Raw genomic sequence first — 15,487 nt, 5'->3', positions numbered from 1 at the left:
TGGTTCATTCGGATCAGGGCAGTCAGTACACAAGCCATGAGTGGCAGTCGTTCCTGAAATCACACGGCCTGGAGGGTAGCATGAGCCGTCGCGGTAACTGCCATGATAATGCGGTTGCAGAAAGTTTTTTCCAGTTGTTGAAACGTGAACGGATAAAGAAAAAGATCTACGGAACGCGGGAAGAAGCCCGCAGTGATATTTTTGATTACATCGAAATGTTTTATAACAGTAAGCGTCGGCATGGTTCTAGCGAACAGATGTCACCGACAGAATATGAAAACCAGTATTATCAACGGCTCGGAAGTGTCTAGATTATCCGTGGCGATTCATTGTGGGCTTTCTATACATGGTGTGGCTATTTCGTCTGGGCAATGGCGCGATACATCTGGGTGATGAGCCGGATCCCCGATGCCCCCGTGTCGGGATTTGAAAGTGATTTAGGATCTACCGCGGGGAAGTGGTTAGGAGCATTGGTCGGATTTCTGTTTATGGCCCTGGTTGGTGCCTTGTTAGGCGGCATTGCATGGTACACCCGACCTCGTCCCGCACGTTGCAGACGCTATGAATAAAAACTGCTAAGGTTGAGACTCTTTGGCAACGGAGCGCGTATGGAGTTACAACACTGGCAGGCATAGTTCGAGAACTGGTTGAAAAACCATCATCAACATCAGGACGCGGCGCATGACCTGTGTCATTTTCGCCGTGTCTGGGCTACGGCACAGAAACTGGCGGCAGATGACGATGTCGATATGCTGGTGATTTTAACCGCCTGTTATTTTCACGATATCGTGAGCCTGGCGAAAAATCATCCGCAACGGCAGCGTTCTTCAATCCTGGCGGCAGAAGAGACGCGTCGCCTGCTCCGTGAAGAGTTCGTGCAATTTCCGGCGGAGAAAATTGAGGCCGTTTGTCATGCCATTGCCGCTCACAGTTTCAGCGCGCAAATCGCCCCCTTAACAACGGAAGCTAAAATCGTCCAGGATGCGGATCGGCTGGAAGCCCTGGGGGCGATTGGCCTGGCGCGCGTATTTGCCGTTTCAGGGGCATTGAGCTTGGCGCTGTTTGATGGCGAAGCTCGGTGCCGAACTGGCGGGGGAGAATGAAGGTATCGATCACAAGGTGATAGATGCGTTTTCACCCGCTGGCTGAGCGCGTGGCCCTAAACGGCAGTAATTATGTTAACCTGTCGGCCATCTCAGATGGCCGGTTAAATCTATGCAGGAAAATATATCAGTAACCGATTCATACAGCACCGGGAATGCCGCACAGGCAATGCTGGAGAAACTGCTGCAAATTTATGATGTTAAAATGCTGGTGGCGCAGCTTAATGGTGTGGGTGAGAATCACTGGAGCGCGGCAATTTTAAAACGTGCGCTGGCGAATGACTCGGCATGGCACCGTTTAAGTGAGAAAGAGTTTGCCCATCTGCAAACGTTGTTACCCAAACCACCGGAACATCATCCGCATTATGCGTTTCGCTTTATCGATCTATTTGCCGGAATTGGCGGCATCCGTCGTGGTTTTGAATCGATTGGTGGACAGTGCGTGTTTACCAGCGAATGGAACAAACATGCGGTACGCACTTATAAAGCCAACCATTATTGCGACCCGGCGACGCATCATTTTAATGAAGATATCCGCGACATCACCCTCAGTCATCAAGAAGGCGTGAGTGATGAGGCGGCGGCGGAACATATTCGTCAACACATTCCTGAACACGATGTTTTACTGGCCGGTTTCCCTTGTCAGCCATTTTCGCTGGCTGGCGTATCGAAAAAGAACTCGCTCGGGCGGGCGCACGGTTTTGCCTGCGATACCCAGGGCACGCTGTTCTTTGATGTGGTGCGCATTATCGACGCGCGTCGTCCGGCGATGTTTGTGCTCGAAAACGTCAAAAACCTGAAGAGTCACGATAAGGGAAAAACGTTCCGCATCATCATGCAGACGCTGGACGAACTGGGCTATGACGTTGCCGATGCAGAAGATAACGGGCCGGACGATCCGAAAATCATCGATGGTAAACATTTCCTGCCGCAGCACCGTGAACGCATCGTGCTGGTGGGTTTTCGTCGCGATCTGAATCTGAAAGCCGATTTTACTCTGCGTGATATCAGCGAATGTTTCCCTGCACAGCGAGTGACGCTGGCGCAGCTGCTGGACCCGATGGTTGAGGCGAAATATATCCTGACGCCGGTGCTGTGGAAGTACCTCTATCGATATGCGAAAAAACATCAGGCGCGCGGTAACGGCTTCGGTTATGGAATGGTTTATCCGAACAATCCGCAAAGCGTCACCCGTACGCTGTCTGCTCGTTATTACAAAGATGGCGCGGAAATTTTAATCGATCGCGGTTGGGATATGGCCACGGGTGAGAAAGACTTTGACGATCCGCTGAATCAGCAACATCGTCCACGTCGGTTAACGCCTCGTGAATGCGCGCGCTTAATGGGTTTTGAAGCGCCGGGAGAAGCGAAATTCCGCATTCCGGTTTCGGACACTCAGGCCTATCGCCAGTTCGGCAACTCGGTGGTCGTGCCGGTCTTTGCCGCGGTGGCAAAACTGCTTGAGCCAAAAATCAAACAGGCGGTGGCGTTGCGTCAGCAAGAGGCACAACATGGTCGACGTTCACGATAAGGCCACCCGCAGCAAAAATATGCGCGCGATTGCCACGCGTGATACGGCGATTGAGAAGCGCCTCGCCAGTTTGTTAACCGGGCAGGGCCTTGCGTTTCGCGTTCAGGACGCCAGTCTGCCCGGACGCCCGGATTTTGTCGTTGATGAATATCGCTGCGTGATATTTACCCACGGCTGCTTCTGGCATCATCATCACTGCTATCTGTTTAAAGTGCCTGCGACTCGAACTGAGTTCTGGCTGGAGAAGATAGGTAAAAATGTTGAACGCGATCGCCGCGATATCAGTCGCTTGCAGGAGCTCGGCTGGCGCGTACTGATTGTCTGGGAGTGTGCGTTACGTAGGCGCGAGAAGCTGACGGATGCGGCGCTTACCGAGCGTCTGGAAGAGTGGATCTGCGGCGAAGGTGCCAGCGCGCAGATCGACACGCAGGGGATTCATTTACTCGCTTGATGCATCCTGAATAACTGGCGCGACAACGGGTTTGGCCGGGAAGAGATATTTTCCCAACGTGACCAGTACCACCGCGAAAACAATTACGCCGAGCGCCAGCCATTCAATCTTCGACAGCGTTTCGCCACCCAGTCCCGTACCCAGCAAGACCGCGACCACCGGGTTAACGTAGGCGTAGCTGGTGGCGAGAGCCGGACTGACATTACGGATTAAATACATATAAGCGTTAATGGCGATAATCGAACCAAACAGCGCCAGATAGCCGACCGCAAGGAAGCCTGACAGGGAAGGGAGCGCCGTCAGTTTTTCACCCGCAATCATCGATGCGATCATTAACACCACGCCTGCCGCCAGCATCTCAATCGCACCCGCCATCATCCCTACAGGTAAGGTAATGCGCGAGCCATAAACTGAGCCAAACGCCCAGCTAATCGAGCCGATTAAAATCAGAATCGCGCCCCACGGATTGCCGCTTAAATTTCCACCGCTATTGAGCATGATGATTCCGGCAAGCCCAATGGCAATACCCACCCATTCCAGTTTGCGCGTTTTAATGCCAAACAGGCGACTGAAGCACAGGGTAAAGAGGGGCACGGTTGCAATCACTACGGCGGCGATGCCGGAAGGAACATTTTGATGTTCGGCAACCGTCACCATGCCATTACCGACAGCCAGCAATAACAGGCCAATCAGCGCGGCATTGAGCAGCGGACGTAGCGGGGGAAGTTTGTGTCCGCGCAGTAGCAAAAATGCCAGCAATAAAATACCGGCTGCCTGGAATCGAACGCCCGCCATCATTAACGGAGGCCAGCTTCCCACGCCAATCCGAATGACAAAATAGGTTGAGCCCCAAATGATATACAACGCAAACAGCGCGCCAAAAAGCGGTAACAACTGGCGGAAACGCATAATCCCTCACGGCGGAAATAAAAAGGTGGTTCATAGTAAACGTGAAAATCATTCTGCTGGCGAGAGATATAATTGCACTTGATTGTTAAATAAATGTTGACCTGTGAAGCAAGTATCAGAGCTGCCGTTTTTGCTTCATACTTACACCCTTCAACAATAAAAATGAGAGGGAATGCTTTTGGCCGGGAGTAGTTTACTGACGTTGCTCGATGATATCGCCACACTGCTGGACGATATCTCTGTGATGGGCAAACTGGCGGCGAAGAAAACCGCCGGTGTATTAGGGGATGATTTATCGCTCAATGCGCAACAAGTTTCAGGCGTGCGGGCCAACCGGGAACTTCCCGTGGTCTGGGGCGTGGCGAAAGGATCGCTGATCAATAAAGTGATTCTGGTGCCGCTGGCGCTGATCATCAGTGCGTTTATCCCGTGGGCGATTACGCCACTGTTGATGATTGGTGGCGCGTTTCTCTGCTTTGAAGGGGTAGAGAAAGTGCTGCATATGCTGGAGGCGCGTAAACATAAAGAAGATCCAGCGCAGAGCCAGCAGCGTCTGGAGAAGCTGGCGGCGCAGGATCCGCTGAAGTTTGAAAAGGACAAAATTAAAGGGGCGATTCGTACCGATTTTATTTTGTCTGCGGAAATCGTCGCCATCACGCTGGGGATTGTGGCAGAGGCGCCGTTGCTTAATCAGGTGCTGGTGCTTTCAGGCATCGCGCTGGTAGTGACCGTGGGCGTCTACGGTCTGGTAGGGGTTATCGTTAAGATTGATGACCTAGGGTATTGGCTGGCGGAAAAATCTAGCGCGCTGATGCAGGCATTAGGTAAAGGGTTATTGATTATCGCGCCTTGGCTGATGAAAGCATTATCGATTGTCGGCACGCTGGCGATGTTCCTCGTCGGCGGCGGGATTGTGGTACATGGTATTGCGCCGCTGCATCACGCTATTGAACATATCGCCGGGCAGCAAAGTGCAGTGGTGGCGATGATATTACCGACTGTTTTAAATCTGATTCTTGGATTTATCATCGGCGGCATCGTGGTGCTGGGAGTGAAAGCAGTAGCGAAAATGCGCGGTCAGGCACATTAATACTCGCACTGGCTATTATGCAAAATTCGCCATCTTCAACTAAGGTGAACAAGTTTCACTCGAAAAAAGGAGGCGAGTATGAGCTTTATGGTTAGTGAGGAAGTTACGGTTAAAGAGGGCGGCCCGCGGATGATTGTCACTGGATACTCCAGCGGTATGGTTGAGTGTCGTTGGTATGACGGTTACGGGGTCAAGCGGGAAGCTTTTCATGAAACCGATCTTGTTCCGGGGGAGGGGAGTCGTTCTGCGGAAGAAGTTTGAAAGGGTATCATTAACACCAGGCCGGATCACATCCGGCCTGGTGTCCCAATGCCTGCAATGAATGATAGTCGCGTCTTATCATGCCACCATTATAAAATTATCGCTGTTTTGCGGTACGCTATTGCCGGGTTATGCCAGAATCATAAAAAAGCAGGTTGGGAGTCGTCAGGGTGCAGCACGAGACAAAAATGGAAAACCAGAGCTGGTTGAAAAAACTCGCACGCCGCCTGGGGCCCGGTCATGTCGTTAATCTCTGCTTTATCGTGGTATTGCTTTTTTCCACCTTGCTCACCTGGCGTGAAGTGGTGGTGCTGGAAGATGCCTATATCTCCAGCTAGCGTAATCATCTGGAAAACGTAGCCAACGCGCTCGATAAGCATTTGCAGTATAACGTCGACAAACTGATCTTTTTGCGTAATGGCATGCGCGAAGCTCTCGTGGCGCCACTGGATTTCACCTCTCTGCGTAATGCCGTAACCGAGTTCGAACAGCATCGCGACGAGCACGCCTGGCAAATCGAACTCAACCGACGGCGCACCCTGCCAGTCAATGGCGTATCGGATGCATTAGTCAGCGAGGGGAATTTCCTGTCTCGCGAAAATGAAAGCCTCGACAATGAAATTACCGCTGCACTGGAAGTTGGTTACTTGCTGCGACTGGCGCACAACTCCTCGTCGATGGTTGAACAGGCGATGTATGTCTCGCGTGCTGGATTTTACGTTTCGACGCAGCCGACCTTGTTTACGCGCAATGTACCAACGCGTTATTACGGCTATGTCACCCAACCCTGGTTTATCGGCCATTCGCAACGAGAAAATCGTCACCGCGCGGTACGCTGGTTCACTTCGCAACCGGAACACGCCAGCAATACTGAACCGCAGGTTACCGTCAGTGTTCCGGTAGACAGTAATAACTACTGGTATGGCGTGCTGGGGATGAGTATTCCCGTGCGTACTATGCAGCAATTTTTAAGAAACGCCATCGATAAAAACCTCGATGGTGAGTATCAGCTCTATGACAGTAAGCTGAGATTTTTGACCTCTTCCAATCCTGACCATCCAACAGGGAATATTTTTGATCCTCGTGAACTGGCCTTGCTGGCGCAGGCAATGGAACATGACACGCGGGGCGGCATTCGTATGGACAGTCGCTATGTTAGCTGGGAACGTCTGGACCATTTCGACGGTGTGCTGGCGCGCGTCCATACGCTAAGCGAAGGCGTGCGCGGCGATTTCGGCAGTATCAGCATTGCATTAACCCTGCTGTGGGCGCTCTTTACCACCATGTTACTCCTCTCCTGGTATGTGATTCGCCGGATGGTCAGCAACATGTATGTTCTGCAAAGCTCGTTGCAGTGGCAGGCGTGGCACGACACCTTAACGCGTTTATATAACCGTGGCGCACTGTTCGAAAAAGCCCGTCCGCTCGCTAAATTGTGTCAGACGCACCAACATCCTTTTTCTGTCATTCAGGTCGATCTTGACCATTTTAAAGCGATTAATGACCGCTTTGGTCATCAGGCGGGCGACCGTGTTCTTTCTCATGCTGCCGGATTAATTAGCAGTTCCTTGCGTGCGCAGGACGTTGCCGGGCGGGTCGGTGGTGAGGAGTTTTGTGTGATTCTGCCAGGCGCGAATCTGACGCAGGCTGCGGAGGTCGCAGAACGTATTCGCCTGAAGTTAAATGAAAAAGAGATGCTGATCGCCAAGAGTACAACGATACGCATCAGTGCCTCGCTGGGGGTAAGTAGCAGCGAGGAAACCGGTGATTATGATTTTGAACAACTCCAGTCATTGGCCGACCGTCGGCTTTACCTCGCAAAACAGGCCGGGCGCAATCGGGTATTCGCGAGCGATAACGCTTAACGGGCGGAGAAAAAATGGTCCAGCCCTTCACGCCAGCCTTCCGGTCCTTCACGCTGCGTTCGCCAGACGCGGGCCGGATCCTCATCATGCAGATGTACCCCTTCACGGTTTAGCCCTTTCACAATCACCGCGTAATCCATTACCTCCAGTAAAGGCGCATCGTTTGGCCCATCGCCCAGGCCAAGTGTGGTTGGGCGTCTGCCTGACAATTGTTGATAGGTCGCGATAATCCAGTTGGCAGCCTGATCTTTTCCGGCAGAGGCATCCAGTACGTGCCAGAAGCGCGCACCCTGCATAAACTGCAAGCCCAGTTCGTTCAGACGAGCGATAAATTGTGCCATACGCTCGTCACTGTCGCGCCAGATTAGCGTTACCGACGCCTCATGCAGCTGCGTCAGCGCCGCCTAGCTACGGCTTAATCCCGTCCATTCGGCAATGGTTGCATCGTCGACATCATCAAAAGTCGTGAATTTAAAATGTTCTTTCTCGCGTAGCGTATTTAAAACCTGGCAGATTTCGCCATGGCTAATACCTGAGATGATGCGTGGAAAACCGTCTATATCCTGCCATTGTTCAGCAAGCTGGATCACTGCGCCATTCTCTGCAATCAGCGGTAAGCCTTGTAGCCCCAACATTTTTTGCAAGTACAGCATTTCCGCTAAAGTTTTACTGCTACAGAGAATGACGGGAATATTGGCTTCGTGTAAACGGCTGAGCCAGGGGGCTGCCGGTTGCCAGTCATAACTATGACTGTCCAGCAGGGTGCCATCAAGATCGCTAAAAACCAGTAGTGGTTGTTGAATTGAAAACATGGTCGCGCAGTACTCCCCTTACCAGGATGATTCTCAAAACAGCACAAATAATCAAAGATGATTTTTTCGGGAGCGATCCCGTTGACACCAGAGCCACCAAGGGGTGACGCGCGTCACATTTCTATTCATAAGTAGCGTTAATCATTCATAGCGCGAATATTTTCTTGTCAGCGAAAAAAATTGCAGATAAGGTGATGAACACATCAGATTTCCTGGTGTAACGAATTTTTTAAGTGCTTCTTGCTTAAGCAAGTTTCATCCCGACACCCTCAGGGTCGGGATTTTTTTATTGTGCATTCAACGATTCACTTCAGAGACGCTGAAGTCATGAATATCCAGTTCGAAGGCATCCGCCAATTCACGCCATGTATGATATTCACGTCCATCGACGCTAACGTGTTCAGAATCGTTCTGGCTGCGATGAACTTCGCTTTCGCTAATTTCATTGATCGCCGCCAGCAGGGCATCGACATCGACGCTGACCTCACGTTTTGCGGTATCGCTGTACACTTTTGCGGTTTTCATCATCTTTCCTCGCAACCGTTACTCTGTTGTTGCCGCCAGTCGTTAAGTCCGCCTGGCATCTCTTAAGTATAGACCGTCGAGAAAATCAGCACTCGCGCGCGCTTGGCGCTGCCAGAAAAACGAAATTGTTCTACACTGGCACAAAGCCACAGGAGGAAAACGATGAAGGTGAATGATCGGGTAACAGTCAAAACGGATGGCGGTCCGCGTCGTCCTGGAGTGGTACTGGCAGTTGAGGAGTTTAGTGAAGGCACAATGTACCTGGTTGCGCTGGAAGACTACCCGCTCGGCATCTGGTTCTTTAATGAAGCAGGGCATCAGGACGGTATCTTTGTTGAGAAAGCAGAGTAATCTTATTCAGCCTGACTGGTGGGAAACCACCAGTCAGAATGTGTTAGCGCATGTTGACAAAAATACCATTAGTCACATTATCCGTCAGTCGGACGACATGGTAGATAACCTGTTTATTATGCGTTTTGATCTTACGTTTAATATTACCTTTATGCGATGAAACGGTCTTGGCTTTGATATTCATTTGGTCGGAGATTTGAATGGTTCCCTGACCTGCCATCCACATTCGCAACATACTCGATTCGGTTCGGCTCAATGATAACGTCGGCATATTTAAAAACGAGGTTATCGTTGTCTCTTTTTTCAGAATATCGCCAAGGATATCGTCGAGAGATTCCGGTTTAATCGATTTAGAACTGATCAATAAATTTTTTCTGACCAATAGATATTCATCAAAATGAACATTGGCAATTGCCATAAAAACGATAAATAACGTATTGGGATGTTGATTAATGATGTGCTTGATGCGCTGACTGTTAGAAGCATCGTGGATGAAACAGTCCTCATTAATAAACACCACTGAAGGACGCTGTGAATCACAAGCTATGGCAAGGTCATCAACGGTTTCAATGTCGTTGATTTCTCTTTTTTTAACCCCTCTACTCAACAGATACCCGGTTAAACCTAGTCGGGTGTAACTACATAAATCCATAATAATCGTTGACATGGCATACCCTCACTCAATGCGTAACGATAATTCCCCTTACCTGAATATTTCATCATGACTAAACGGAACAACATGGGTCACCTAATGCGCCACTCTCGCAATTTTTCAGGCGGACTTACTATCCCGTAAAGTGTTGTATAATTTGCCTGGAATTGTCTTAAAGTAAATGTTGCGATATGTGAGTGAGCTTAAAACAAATATTTCGCTACAGGAGTATCCTGGAAGATGTTCGCAGATATTATTTTTCGGATAATCCTTAGGGTAGCATGATAAACGTTACGGAATTATATTAATGGTAATTCACTAATAATATCAGCCAGCAAATTAAAAATTTCACTGAATAAATGTTCGCAAAAAGGCGCAATTAACGGCATTAATGCCGCCATTAAAGAGATGCCGACAGTCAGAGTTAATGGAAATCCAATAACAAAAATGGATAATTGCGGGGCCATACGATTCAGTAAACCTAATGCCAGATTCAGGGTCAGCAACAGAGTAATGAGCGGTAACGCCAGCATCAGCCCGTTAAGGAAAATCAAACTCCCTGCTTTGGTGGGTGCCAGAAACGCATTGCTGTTCAACGGTTCGCTACCAATCGGCAGGGTGTGAAAGGTATCGACCAGCAGTGAAATCAACCATAAATGACCGTTAAATGTCAGGAACAGCAGTAATGCCAGCATATCCATGATGCGCGCTAAAACGGGCATATTGAGATGGCTGCCAGGATCGACAAATGTCGCAAATGACAGCCCCATTTGCAGACCGATAATTTCGCCAGCGGTTCGCACAGCGGCAAAGGCAAATTGCATGGTAAAACCAAGCGCAATGCCGATCAGGATCTGCTGTACGGCCAGCCACAGAGCAAAGAACGAAAAAACAGGAACATCGTTGGCAGGTAATGATGGGGCAATGGCGAACGTGATCATCATTGCCAGACCCAGTTTTACCCGTTTCGGCACGCTGCGTTCGCTCAGAATTGGCGCGGTAGAAATGAGCGCCAGCACGCGCAGTAACGGCCAGAAGTACAGGCTTAACCAGGAAAGCCATTGATCGCTTGTCTCCTGCATCATTGTACGGGCTACCCGATGATATACGGCAGGTTAGTGAACAAGGTGCGGACGTAATCCAGCAACAGATTGAGCATCCACGGTCCGGCAATAATGATGGCGATAAATACGGCGATGATTTTCGGAATAAACGACAGCGTCATTTCGTTAATCTGCGTGGCTGCCTGCAAAATACTGATGATAAGGCCCGTGACCAGCGCTACCAGCAACAGCGGGGCTGCCAGTGCCAGCGCGACTTTCATCGCTTCAGTTCCCATCATCATGACCGATTCAGGTGTCATTTTGCCTCTCTAGCTGTAAAAGCTCTGCGCCAGCGAACCGACCAGCAATTGCCAGCCATCCACCAGTACAAACAGCATCAGTTTAAAGGGCAGAGCAATGGTGGCGGGGGGAACCATCATCATCCCCAATGCCATCAACACGCTGGCAATCACCAGGTCGATAATCAAAAAAGGGATGAAAATCGTGAAGCCTATCTGAAATGCGGTTTTCAACTCGCTGGTCACGTAGGCCGGGAGCAAAATGCGCATCGGCACAGCTTCAGGCCCCTGCAACGGGCCGGTATTCGCCAGTCTGGCAAACAACCCTAAATCTGCCTCGCGGGTCTGACGCAGCATAAACTCACGCAGCGGCTGCGCCCCTTTTTCCAGCGCCTCCTGCATTGAGATTTTCTCTTCGCTGAATGGCTGGTACGCATCGACATAAATTTTGTCGATCACTGGCGACATAATAAAAAAGGTCAAAAACAGTGCCAGCCCCAGCAATACCTGGTTAGGTGGCGCGGAGGGCGTTCCCAGCGCGTTACGCAATAAACCAAAAACAATAATGATGCGGGTGAAACTGGTCATCATCAGTAAAATCGCTGGAATGAACGTCAACGAGGTGATGAACACCAGCGTCTGCACCGGGAGCGACCAGCTTTGTCCACCGCCAGGTAGCGGCTGGCTGGTGATACCCGGCAGTTGCGCGAAGGCGAGGGGCGTAATCAGCCAGAGAAGGACCGGTGCGACAGAAAACAAACGACGCATCAGGATCTCCCGCCACGCTTAAGCAAATTTTTCATGACCGACTGAAAATCGGTCTGCGGTATCTCTTCCGTTGGTGCTGAAGGGGGAAGTTTATGCAGCAGATTGATTTGCCCTGCGGTAACGCCGAGCACCAGCCGTGCATCTTCCACATCGACCACCACGACCCGTTCACGCGCGCCCAGCGAAGCACTGGCGCTAATTTTCAGACCGTTAACGCCAGTGCGTTTAGGGGCAAATCCCAGCCGTTTTACCAGCCAGGCAGCAGCGAGGATCAGGGCAATAATGGCGATGAGTGCGCCGCTCACCTGCAGCAGTGGCTCAGCAGAAACCGGCGCGGAAGATTGCACAGTAGCATGGTTATTCATCACTAACGGCTCAGGCGGCGCATCCGCTCGGACGGGGTAATGATATCGGTGATCCGCACGCCATATTTATCGGCAACAACCACCACTTCGCCCTGGGCGATTAAATAACCGTTGATCAGAATATCCAGCGGTTCGCCCGCCAGACCGTCCAGCGCCACGACTGACCCTTGCGTCAGACGCAACAGCTCTTTGATGGTCATCCGCGTACGGCCCAGCTCGACGGTCAGCTTGACCGGAATATCCATAATCAGGTCGATATCCTGCAACGTTCCGCTGACATCACCACCGCCAAATTGCTGGAACACCGCGTCGGCAGCGCTTTTTTCGCTGGTTGATTTTTGCTCGCTCAACGCTTCAGCCCACAGATCGTCCATTGCGCCGTTGTTGTCATCGGCCGGATTATTCATGTCACTCATTTGGGCTGTTCCTCGTTCAGAGAATTTAAAATCGGGTTAATCAAATGTTCTATCCGTAACGCATACTGACCGTTGAGAGTACCGTACTGACTGGTCAGAACCGGGACGCCGTCAACATGGGCGATGATGCGATCGGGTTTTTCTATCGGCAGGACGTCGCCGGGTTTCAGTTTTAAAATCTGCGACAGGCGTAGCGAGATATCGGCAAAGTTGGCCACCAGTTCCAGCTGTGAATGCTGCACCTGGCGCACCAGGTTATCGCGCCAGTTCTGATCTTCATTACGCGAGTTTTCCAGCGGCGGGTTAACCAACAATTCCCGTAGCGGCTCGATCATGCTGAATGGCAGGCAGATATTAAATTCGCCGGTCAGGTTGCCAATCTCCACATGGAACGGCGTGTTAACCACAATGTCGTTCGGCGAGGTGGTGATATTGGTAAATTCCACCTGCATTTCCGAACGCACGTACTCAACTTCCAGCGGATTAATCGCTTTCCAGGCGTCGCTATAGCCTTCCAGCGCCAGCTTCAACATACGGTTGATGACGCGCTGTTCAGTATGGGTAAACTCGCGACCTTCCACTTTGGTCGGGAAGCGTCCATCGCCGCCAAACAGGTTATCCACGGCGATAAACACCAGACTCGGCGAGAACACTACCAGCCCTGTGCCGCGTAGCGGTTTCAGGTGGATTAGGTTCAGGTTGGTCGGCACCGGCAGGTTGCGGGCAAATTCATGGTACGGCTGAATGCGGATGGCCCCGACGGTAATGTCCGGGCTACGGCGCAGCAGGTTGAACAGCCCCATACGAAAATGGCGGGCAAAGCGCTCATTAATGATTTCCAGCGCCTGCAAACGTTCGCGCACAACCCGTCGTTGGGTATTCGGATCGTACGGACGAATGTCACTTTCGCCGCTAATACTGGCTGTCGGTTCGTCTTTGACTTCGCTGTCACCATTCAACAGCGCATCAATTTCAGCTTGAGAAAGAATACTATCGCCCATGTCGTTATCGCAGAATAAAAGCGGTATACAGCACGTCGGTGACATCCTGTTTCGGTTGCCCGGCAACAAGCGGGGTGGAAAGTGTGGTTTTAATCTCGGCAATCAGGTTTTTCTTGCCTTCTTCTGTCGCCAGTACGGCAGCATCCTGACGTGAAAACAGTAACAGCAAGCGACTACGGACTTCCGGCAAATACTCACTCAGCCGCGAGCGGGTTGCTTCATCTTTCAGTCGCAGGGTTATGCCGATATAAAGCACGCGATCCGCATCGCCCAAATTGACCGTAAAGGTATCCAGCGCATAGAAGACCGGGGAGGGCACGACGCGTTGCTGCGCTTTGTCGTCAGCGGCAACCTGATGCGAATGCCAGTAGCTGTAACCTGCGCTGGCACAGGCCGCGAGGGTAATGAATACCAGAATCGGGATCCAAAGCGATCGCTTGCTTTTCTTGCTTATCGCGTAATCAGTCATGTGTTGCGGTCTTCCTGTGTCGCTACTGCTTATCGGCTAATTATCCTGCGTCTTGAGCGCAACAAAGCGGGGAAAAGACGCGGATTACGGTGCTACCTCTGACGTTAGGCGAAAATATCAACGCCGCTGTTACCTGTTACACGCCCTTGTAAAGAGACGGGAACCGGAAGCGTATCGTCGTCTTCCCCCGCCAGAGGTTCATGGTTTGCTGTGCGTTGGCTTTGCTGTTGCTGGGAAGCGGCCTGCTGCTGACCACTAAAGCTTTCGCCACTAATGTTGCTTTGCCCTAACTGAATGCCACTTTCGGCCAGCTGCGTACGCAGTACCGGCAGCGCTGCTTCCAGGGCGGCGCGTACGTGCTGATGCGGTGAAATCATCTGGATCTGCGCCTGGTTATCATCCACTTTGAGGGAAATTTGCACTTCACCTAAATCCTGTGGGTGCAGACGCAACTCTGCACTTTGTTGCCCCTGGCGGGTGAACAGCGAAATATGCTGGCTCAATGATTGTTGCCATTCGTGAGAACCCAGCGGTGCACTCAAAACAGGCGCGGCGACGGTGGGCAGTGGCTGTGTCTGGTGTGGAGTGATTAGCGGGCTGGCGTCAGCGGTCACCGGCGAAGGCGTGCTGATGACTTCCGCTTTACTCTGGGCTTCTGCTACCAGCGGTGTTAATGGCTGAGCTGGTGTGCCGGGGGCGTCATCAGGCTGTGCTGTAGTGAGTTGCGCAGAAGTCAGTTTTGTGAAGAGCGTTGGTTTCTCTGCCGGTAACACGGTTGACGGTGCATCAGTCACTTTGGGCGTATTGTCAAAACCCGGCAACATCGCAAAAAGGGCGCTCAGACTTGCGGTGACGTCTTCATTAAGATCATCCGCTTTTTCGTCTTTTGTCGTATTTTTGTCAGCCACCGCAGCCAACGTCATCGTCTGAGCGGTGGTTAACGGTGTTGATGTGGATTGTTCGTCGTTGATGACAGGAAGTGTTTCATCCACAGGGATCAGTAAATCCGCTTGTTGCGCATCGGCAAGAATATCGCTGACCAGCGGCTCGCCTTTTGTCGTGGGCTTATCTGTTGCTACCAGCAACTGGGGGGCCGCTTTGTCAGTTGTTGTCTCGCCTGCTAATGCTTCGCTCAACAACGTGAGAAAATCTTGTGCAGCATCGCTGGCTTTGCCGCCAGGCAATGTGGTGGTGTCAACGTCGGCGGTAATCAAGGGCGCTAAGCGAATCATTCAGGTTTCCTCATGGCGGCGCGCTGGGCGAACTCATCCATCTTTTTCTGATCGAGGCGGTTTTCTGCAAGCAGTGCCGCCGTGGATTGCCGTTCCTGCAGTGTCTGCCAGGCCTGCAAACGTTGTTTCTTTTCTCGCCAGCTGTTCAGGGCAATGTCAACTTTCTGCGTCCACTGATTAAGTTGCTGGCGATGCTGAGTAATGGCTTTTTCCAGCGTCTGGATAAACTGCTGATAGTTGATCCAGCGGTTGCTGGTCATCCCGGCACTCATATCGCTATTGAGGTTATTGCGATATTCATTCTGATAATCGATCAACATTTTGAGCTGTTCTTCCGCCATCTG

General features: G+C 51.3%; 18 protein-coding genes and 4 pseudogenes. 9 read left to right on the top strand and 13 right to left on the bottom strand.

The annotated features are described in order from the left end of the window. The 5 genes and pseudogenes from ABZJ92_RS05290 to vsr form a co-directional block, all read left to right on the top strand. A partial coding sequence (locus tag ABZJ92_RS05290; protein ID WP_152029267.1) for an IS3 family transposase occupies nucleotides 1-311 on the top strand: 311 nt, incomplete at its 5' end. Next, on the top strand, nucleotides 312-569 hold the full coding sequence (gene drpB / locus ABZJ92_RS05285) for a cell division protein DrpB (RefSeq protein WP_032155863.1): 258 nt from the start codon (nucleotides 312-314) through the stop codon (nucleotides 567-569). Nucleotides 570-647: 78 nt separating this feature from the next. Then, nucleotides 648-1,149 (top strand): annotated as a pseudogene (locus ABZJ92_RS05280) (HD domain-containing protein). Between the two features lie 66 nt (nucleotides 1,150-1,215). Next, nucleotides 1,216-2,634 (top strand): DNA-cytosine methyltransferase, encoded by a 1,419-nt coding sequence (dcm, locus tag ABZJ92_RS05275; protein WP_001157215.1) that lies wholly within the window; start codon nucleotides 1,216-1,218, stop codon nucleotides 2,632-2,634. Beyond that, a complete protein-coding gene (gene vsr / locus ABZJ92_RS05270; RefSeq protein WP_000228688.1) occupies nucleotides 2,615-3,085 on the top strand; it encodes a VSPR family DNA mismatch endonuclease in 471 nt (156 codons plus the stop codon). The genes dcm and vsr overlap by 20 nt, the downstream gene beginning before the upstream one ends. Here vsr and yedA read toward each other — a convergent pair. Further along, a complete protein-coding gene (yedA, locus tag ABZJ92_RS05265) occupies nucleotides 3,074-3,994 on the bottom strand; it encodes a drug/metabolite exporter YedA (protein ID WP_001212270.1) in 921 nt (306 codons plus the stop codon). The genes vsr and yedA overlap by 12 nt on opposite strands. Nucleotides 3,995-4,166: 172 nt before the next feature. Here yedA and ABZJ92_RS05260 point away from each other — a divergent pair, with 172 nt between their 5' ends. The 3 genes and pseudogenes from ABZJ92_RS05260 to dgcQ all read left to right on the top strand — a co-directional run bounded on the left by ABZJ92_RS05260 (nucleotide 4,167) and on the right by dgcQ (nucleotide 7,210). Then, nucleotides 4,167-5,084, top strand: coding sequence for a DUF808 domain-containing protein (locus tag ABZJ92_RS05260; protein ID WP_000922688.1), 918 nt, complete (start codon nucleotides 4,167-4,169; stop codon nucleotides 5,082-5,084). Between the two features lie 78 nt (nucleotides 5,085-5,162). Further along, nucleotides 5,163-5,345, top strand: a complete 183-nt coding sequence (locus ABZJ92_RS05255) for a YodC family protein (RefSeq protein ID WP_000009302.1) — start codon at nucleotides 5,163-5,165, stop codon at nucleotides 5,343-5,345. A gap of 170 nt (nucleotides 5,346-5,515) precedes the next feature. Beyond that, a pseudogene (gene dgcQ, locus ABZJ92_RS05250) lies at nucleotides 5,516-7,210 on the top strand (cellulose biosynthesis regulator diguanylate cyclase DgcQ). Here the strand turns inward: dgcQ and ABZJ92_RS05245 are convergent. Both ABZJ92_RS05245 and yodD read right to left on the bottom strand, forming a co-directional pair. Beyond that, nucleotides 7,207-8,022 (bottom strand): annotated as a pseudogene (locus tag ABZJ92_RS05245) (mannosyl-3-phosphoglycerate phosphatase-related protein). The pseudogenes dgcQ and ABZJ92_RS05245 sit on opposite strands and share 4 nt — an antisense overlap. Nucleotides 8,023-8,319: 297 nt before the next feature. Continuing rightward, a complete protein-coding gene (gene yodD / locus ABZJ92_RS05240; protein WP_005048789.1) occupies nucleotides 8,320-8,547 on the bottom strand; it encodes a peroxide/acid resistance protein YodD in 228 nt (75 codons plus the stop codon). A 162-nt stretch (nucleotides 8,548-8,709) separates the two neighbouring features. On the opposite strand from yodD, the gene dsrB reads away from it, so the two are divergent. After that, nucleotides 8,710-8,898 carry a protein DsrB gene (gene dsrB / locus ABZJ92_RS05235; protein WP_000867216.1) on the top strand — a complete coding sequence of 63 codons (189 nt, stop codon included), beginning with the start codon at nucleotides 8,710-8,712 and terminating at the stop codon, nucleotides 8,896-8,898. 43 nt (nucleotides 8,899-8,941) lie between these two features. On the opposite strand, the gene rcsA is transcribed toward dsrB, so the two are convergent. From rcsA to fliJ, 10 genes and pseudogenes are all read right to left on the bottom strand, one after another. Then, nucleotides 8,942-9,565 (bottom strand): transcriptional regulator RcsA, encoded by a 624-nt coding sequence (gene rcsA / locus ABZJ92_RS05230; protein ID WP_000103994.1) that lies wholly within the window; start codon nucleotides 9,563-9,565, stop codon nucleotides 8,942-8,944. A gap of 284 nt (nucleotides 9,566-9,849) precedes the next feature. Further along, nucleotides 9,850-10,635 carry a flagellar biosynthetic protein FliR gene (fliR, locus tag ABZJ92_RS05225; protein ID WP_000983188.1) on the bottom strand — a complete coding sequence of 262 codons (786 nt, stop codon included), beginning with the start codon at nucleotides 10,633-10,635 and terminating at the stop codon, nucleotides 9,850-9,852. 8 nt (nucleotides 10,636-10,643) lie between these two features. After that, nucleotides 10,644-10,913: a flagellar biosynthesis protein FliQ gene (gene fliQ, locus ABZJ92_RS05220; protein ID WP_000187358.1), complete on the bottom strand. Its 270-nt coding sequence runs from the start codon at nucleotides 10,911-10,913 to the stop codon at nucleotides 10,644-10,646. A gap of 9 nt (nucleotides 10,914-10,922) precedes the next feature. Beyond that, nucleotides 10,923-11,660, bottom strand: coding sequence for a flagellar type III secretion system pore protein FliP (fliP, locus tag ABZJ92_RS05215; protein WP_001253318.1), 738 nt, complete (start codon nucleotides 11,658-11,660; stop codon nucleotides 10,923-10,925). Then, nucleotides 11,660-12,025, bottom strand: a complete 366-nt coding sequence (gene fliO / locus ABZJ92_RS05210; RefSeq protein WP_001298519.1) for a flagellar biosynthetic protein FliO — start codon at nucleotides 12,023-12,025, stop codon at nucleotides 11,660-11,662. The genes fliP and fliO overlap by 1 nt, the downstream gene beginning before the upstream one ends. A 2-nt stretch (nucleotides 12,026-12,027) precedes the next feature. Next, entirely contained in the window at nucleotides 12,028-12,441 is a 414-nt protein-coding gene (fliN, locus tag ABZJ92_RS05205) for a flagellar motor switch protein FliN (protein WP_001282086.1), read from the bottom strand. Further along, nucleotides 12,438-13,442 carry a flagellar motor switch protein FliM gene (gene fliM / locus ABZJ92_RS05200; RefSeq protein WP_005048779.1) on the bottom strand — a complete coding sequence of 335 codons (1,005 nt, stop codon included), beginning with the start codon at nucleotides 13,440-13,442 and terminating at the stop codon, nucleotides 12,438-12,440. The genes fliN and fliM overlap by 4 nt, the downstream gene beginning before the upstream one ends. 4 nt (nucleotides 13,443-13,446) lie before the next feature. Beyond that, nucleotides 13,447-13,911 carry a flagellar basal body-associated protein FliL gene (gene fliL / locus ABZJ92_RS05195; RefSeq protein WP_000133106.1) on the bottom strand — a complete coding sequence of 155 codons (465 nt, stop codon included), beginning with the start codon at nucleotides 13,909-13,911 and terminating at the stop codon, nucleotides 13,447-13,449. Between the two features lie 104 nt (nucleotides 13,912-14,015). Further along, nucleotides 14,016-15,143: a flagellar hook-length control protein FliK gene (locus tag ABZJ92_RS05190; RefSeq protein WP_000620124.1), complete on the bottom strand. Its 1,128-nt coding sequence runs from the start codon at nucleotides 15,141-15,143 to the stop codon at nucleotides 14,016-14,018. Then, nucleotides 15,140-15,487, bottom strand: a pseudogene (gene fliJ, locus ABZJ92_RS05185) (flagellar export protein FliJ); the annotation flags it as partial. The pseudogene fliJ and the gene ABZJ92_RS05190, both read right to left, overlap by 4 nt.

It is taken from the genome of Shigella sp. FJ200513, from assembly GCF_040495915.1.
Lineage (GTDB): Bacteria > Pseudomonadota > Gammaproteobacteria > Enterobacterales > Enterobacteriaceae > ECMA0423.
This window is presented reverse-complemented; position numbering and strand designations above follow the sequence as displayed.

Coding starts and splice junctions, on each gene's coding strand:
- dcm (WP_001157215.1), top strand. CDS start 1,216: ATGCAGGAAAATATATCAGTAACCGATTCATACAGCACCGGGAATGCC.
- vsr (WP_000228688.1), top strand. CDS start 2,615: ATGGTCGACGTTCACGATAAGGCCACCCGCAGCAAAAATATGCGCGCG.
- yedA (WP_001212270.1), bottom strand. CDS start 3,994: ATGCGTTTCCGCCAGTTGTTACCGCTTTTTGGCGCGCTGTTTGCGTTG.
- ABZJ92_RS05260 (WP_000922688.1), top strand. CDS start 4,167: ATGCTTTTGGCCGGGAGTAGTTTACTGACGTTGCTCGATGATATCGCC.
- ABZJ92_RS05255 (WP_000009302.1), top strand. CDS start 5,163: ATGAGCTTTATGGTTAGTGAGGAAGTTACGGTTAAAGAGGGCGGCCCG.
- yodD (WP_005048789.1), bottom strand. CDS start 8,547: ATGAAAACCGCAAAAGTGTACAGCGATACCGCAAAACGTGAGGTCAGC.
- dsrB (WP_000867216.1), top strand. CDS start 8,710: ATGAAGGTGAATGATCGGGTAACAGTCAAAACGGATGGCGGTCCGCGT.
- rcsA (WP_000103994.1), bottom strand. CDS start 9,565: ATGTCAACGATTATTATGGATTTATGTAGTTACACCCGACTAGGTTTA.
- fliR (WP_000983188.1), bottom strand. CDS start 10,635: ATGATGCAGGAGACAAGCGATCAATGGCTTTCCTGGTTAAGCCTGTAC.
- fliQ (WP_000187358.1), bottom strand. CDS start 10,913: ATGACACCTGAATCGGTCATGATGATGGGAACTGAAGCGATGAAAGTC.
- fliP (WP_001253318.1), bottom strand. CDS start 11,660: ATGCGTCGTTTGTTTTCTGTCGCACCGGTCCTTCTCTGGCTGATTACG.
- fliO (WP_001298519.1), bottom strand. CDS start 12,025: ATGAATAACCATGCTACTGTGCAATCTTCCGCGCCGGTTTCTGCTGAG.
- fliN (WP_001282086.1), bottom strand. CDS start 12,441: ATGAGTGACATGAATAATCCGGCCGATGACAACAACGGCGCAATGGAC.
- fliM (WP_005048779.1), bottom strand. CDS start 13,442: ATGGGCGATAGTATTCTTTCTCAAGCTGAAATTGATGCGCTGTTGAAT.
- fliL (WP_000133106.1), bottom strand. CDS start 13,911: ATGACTGATTACGCGATAAGCAAGAAAAGCAAGCGATCGCTTTGGATC.
- ABZJ92_RS05190 (WP_000620124.1), bottom strand. CDS start 15,143: ATGATTCGCTTAGCGCCCTTGATTACCGCCGACGTTGACACCACCACA.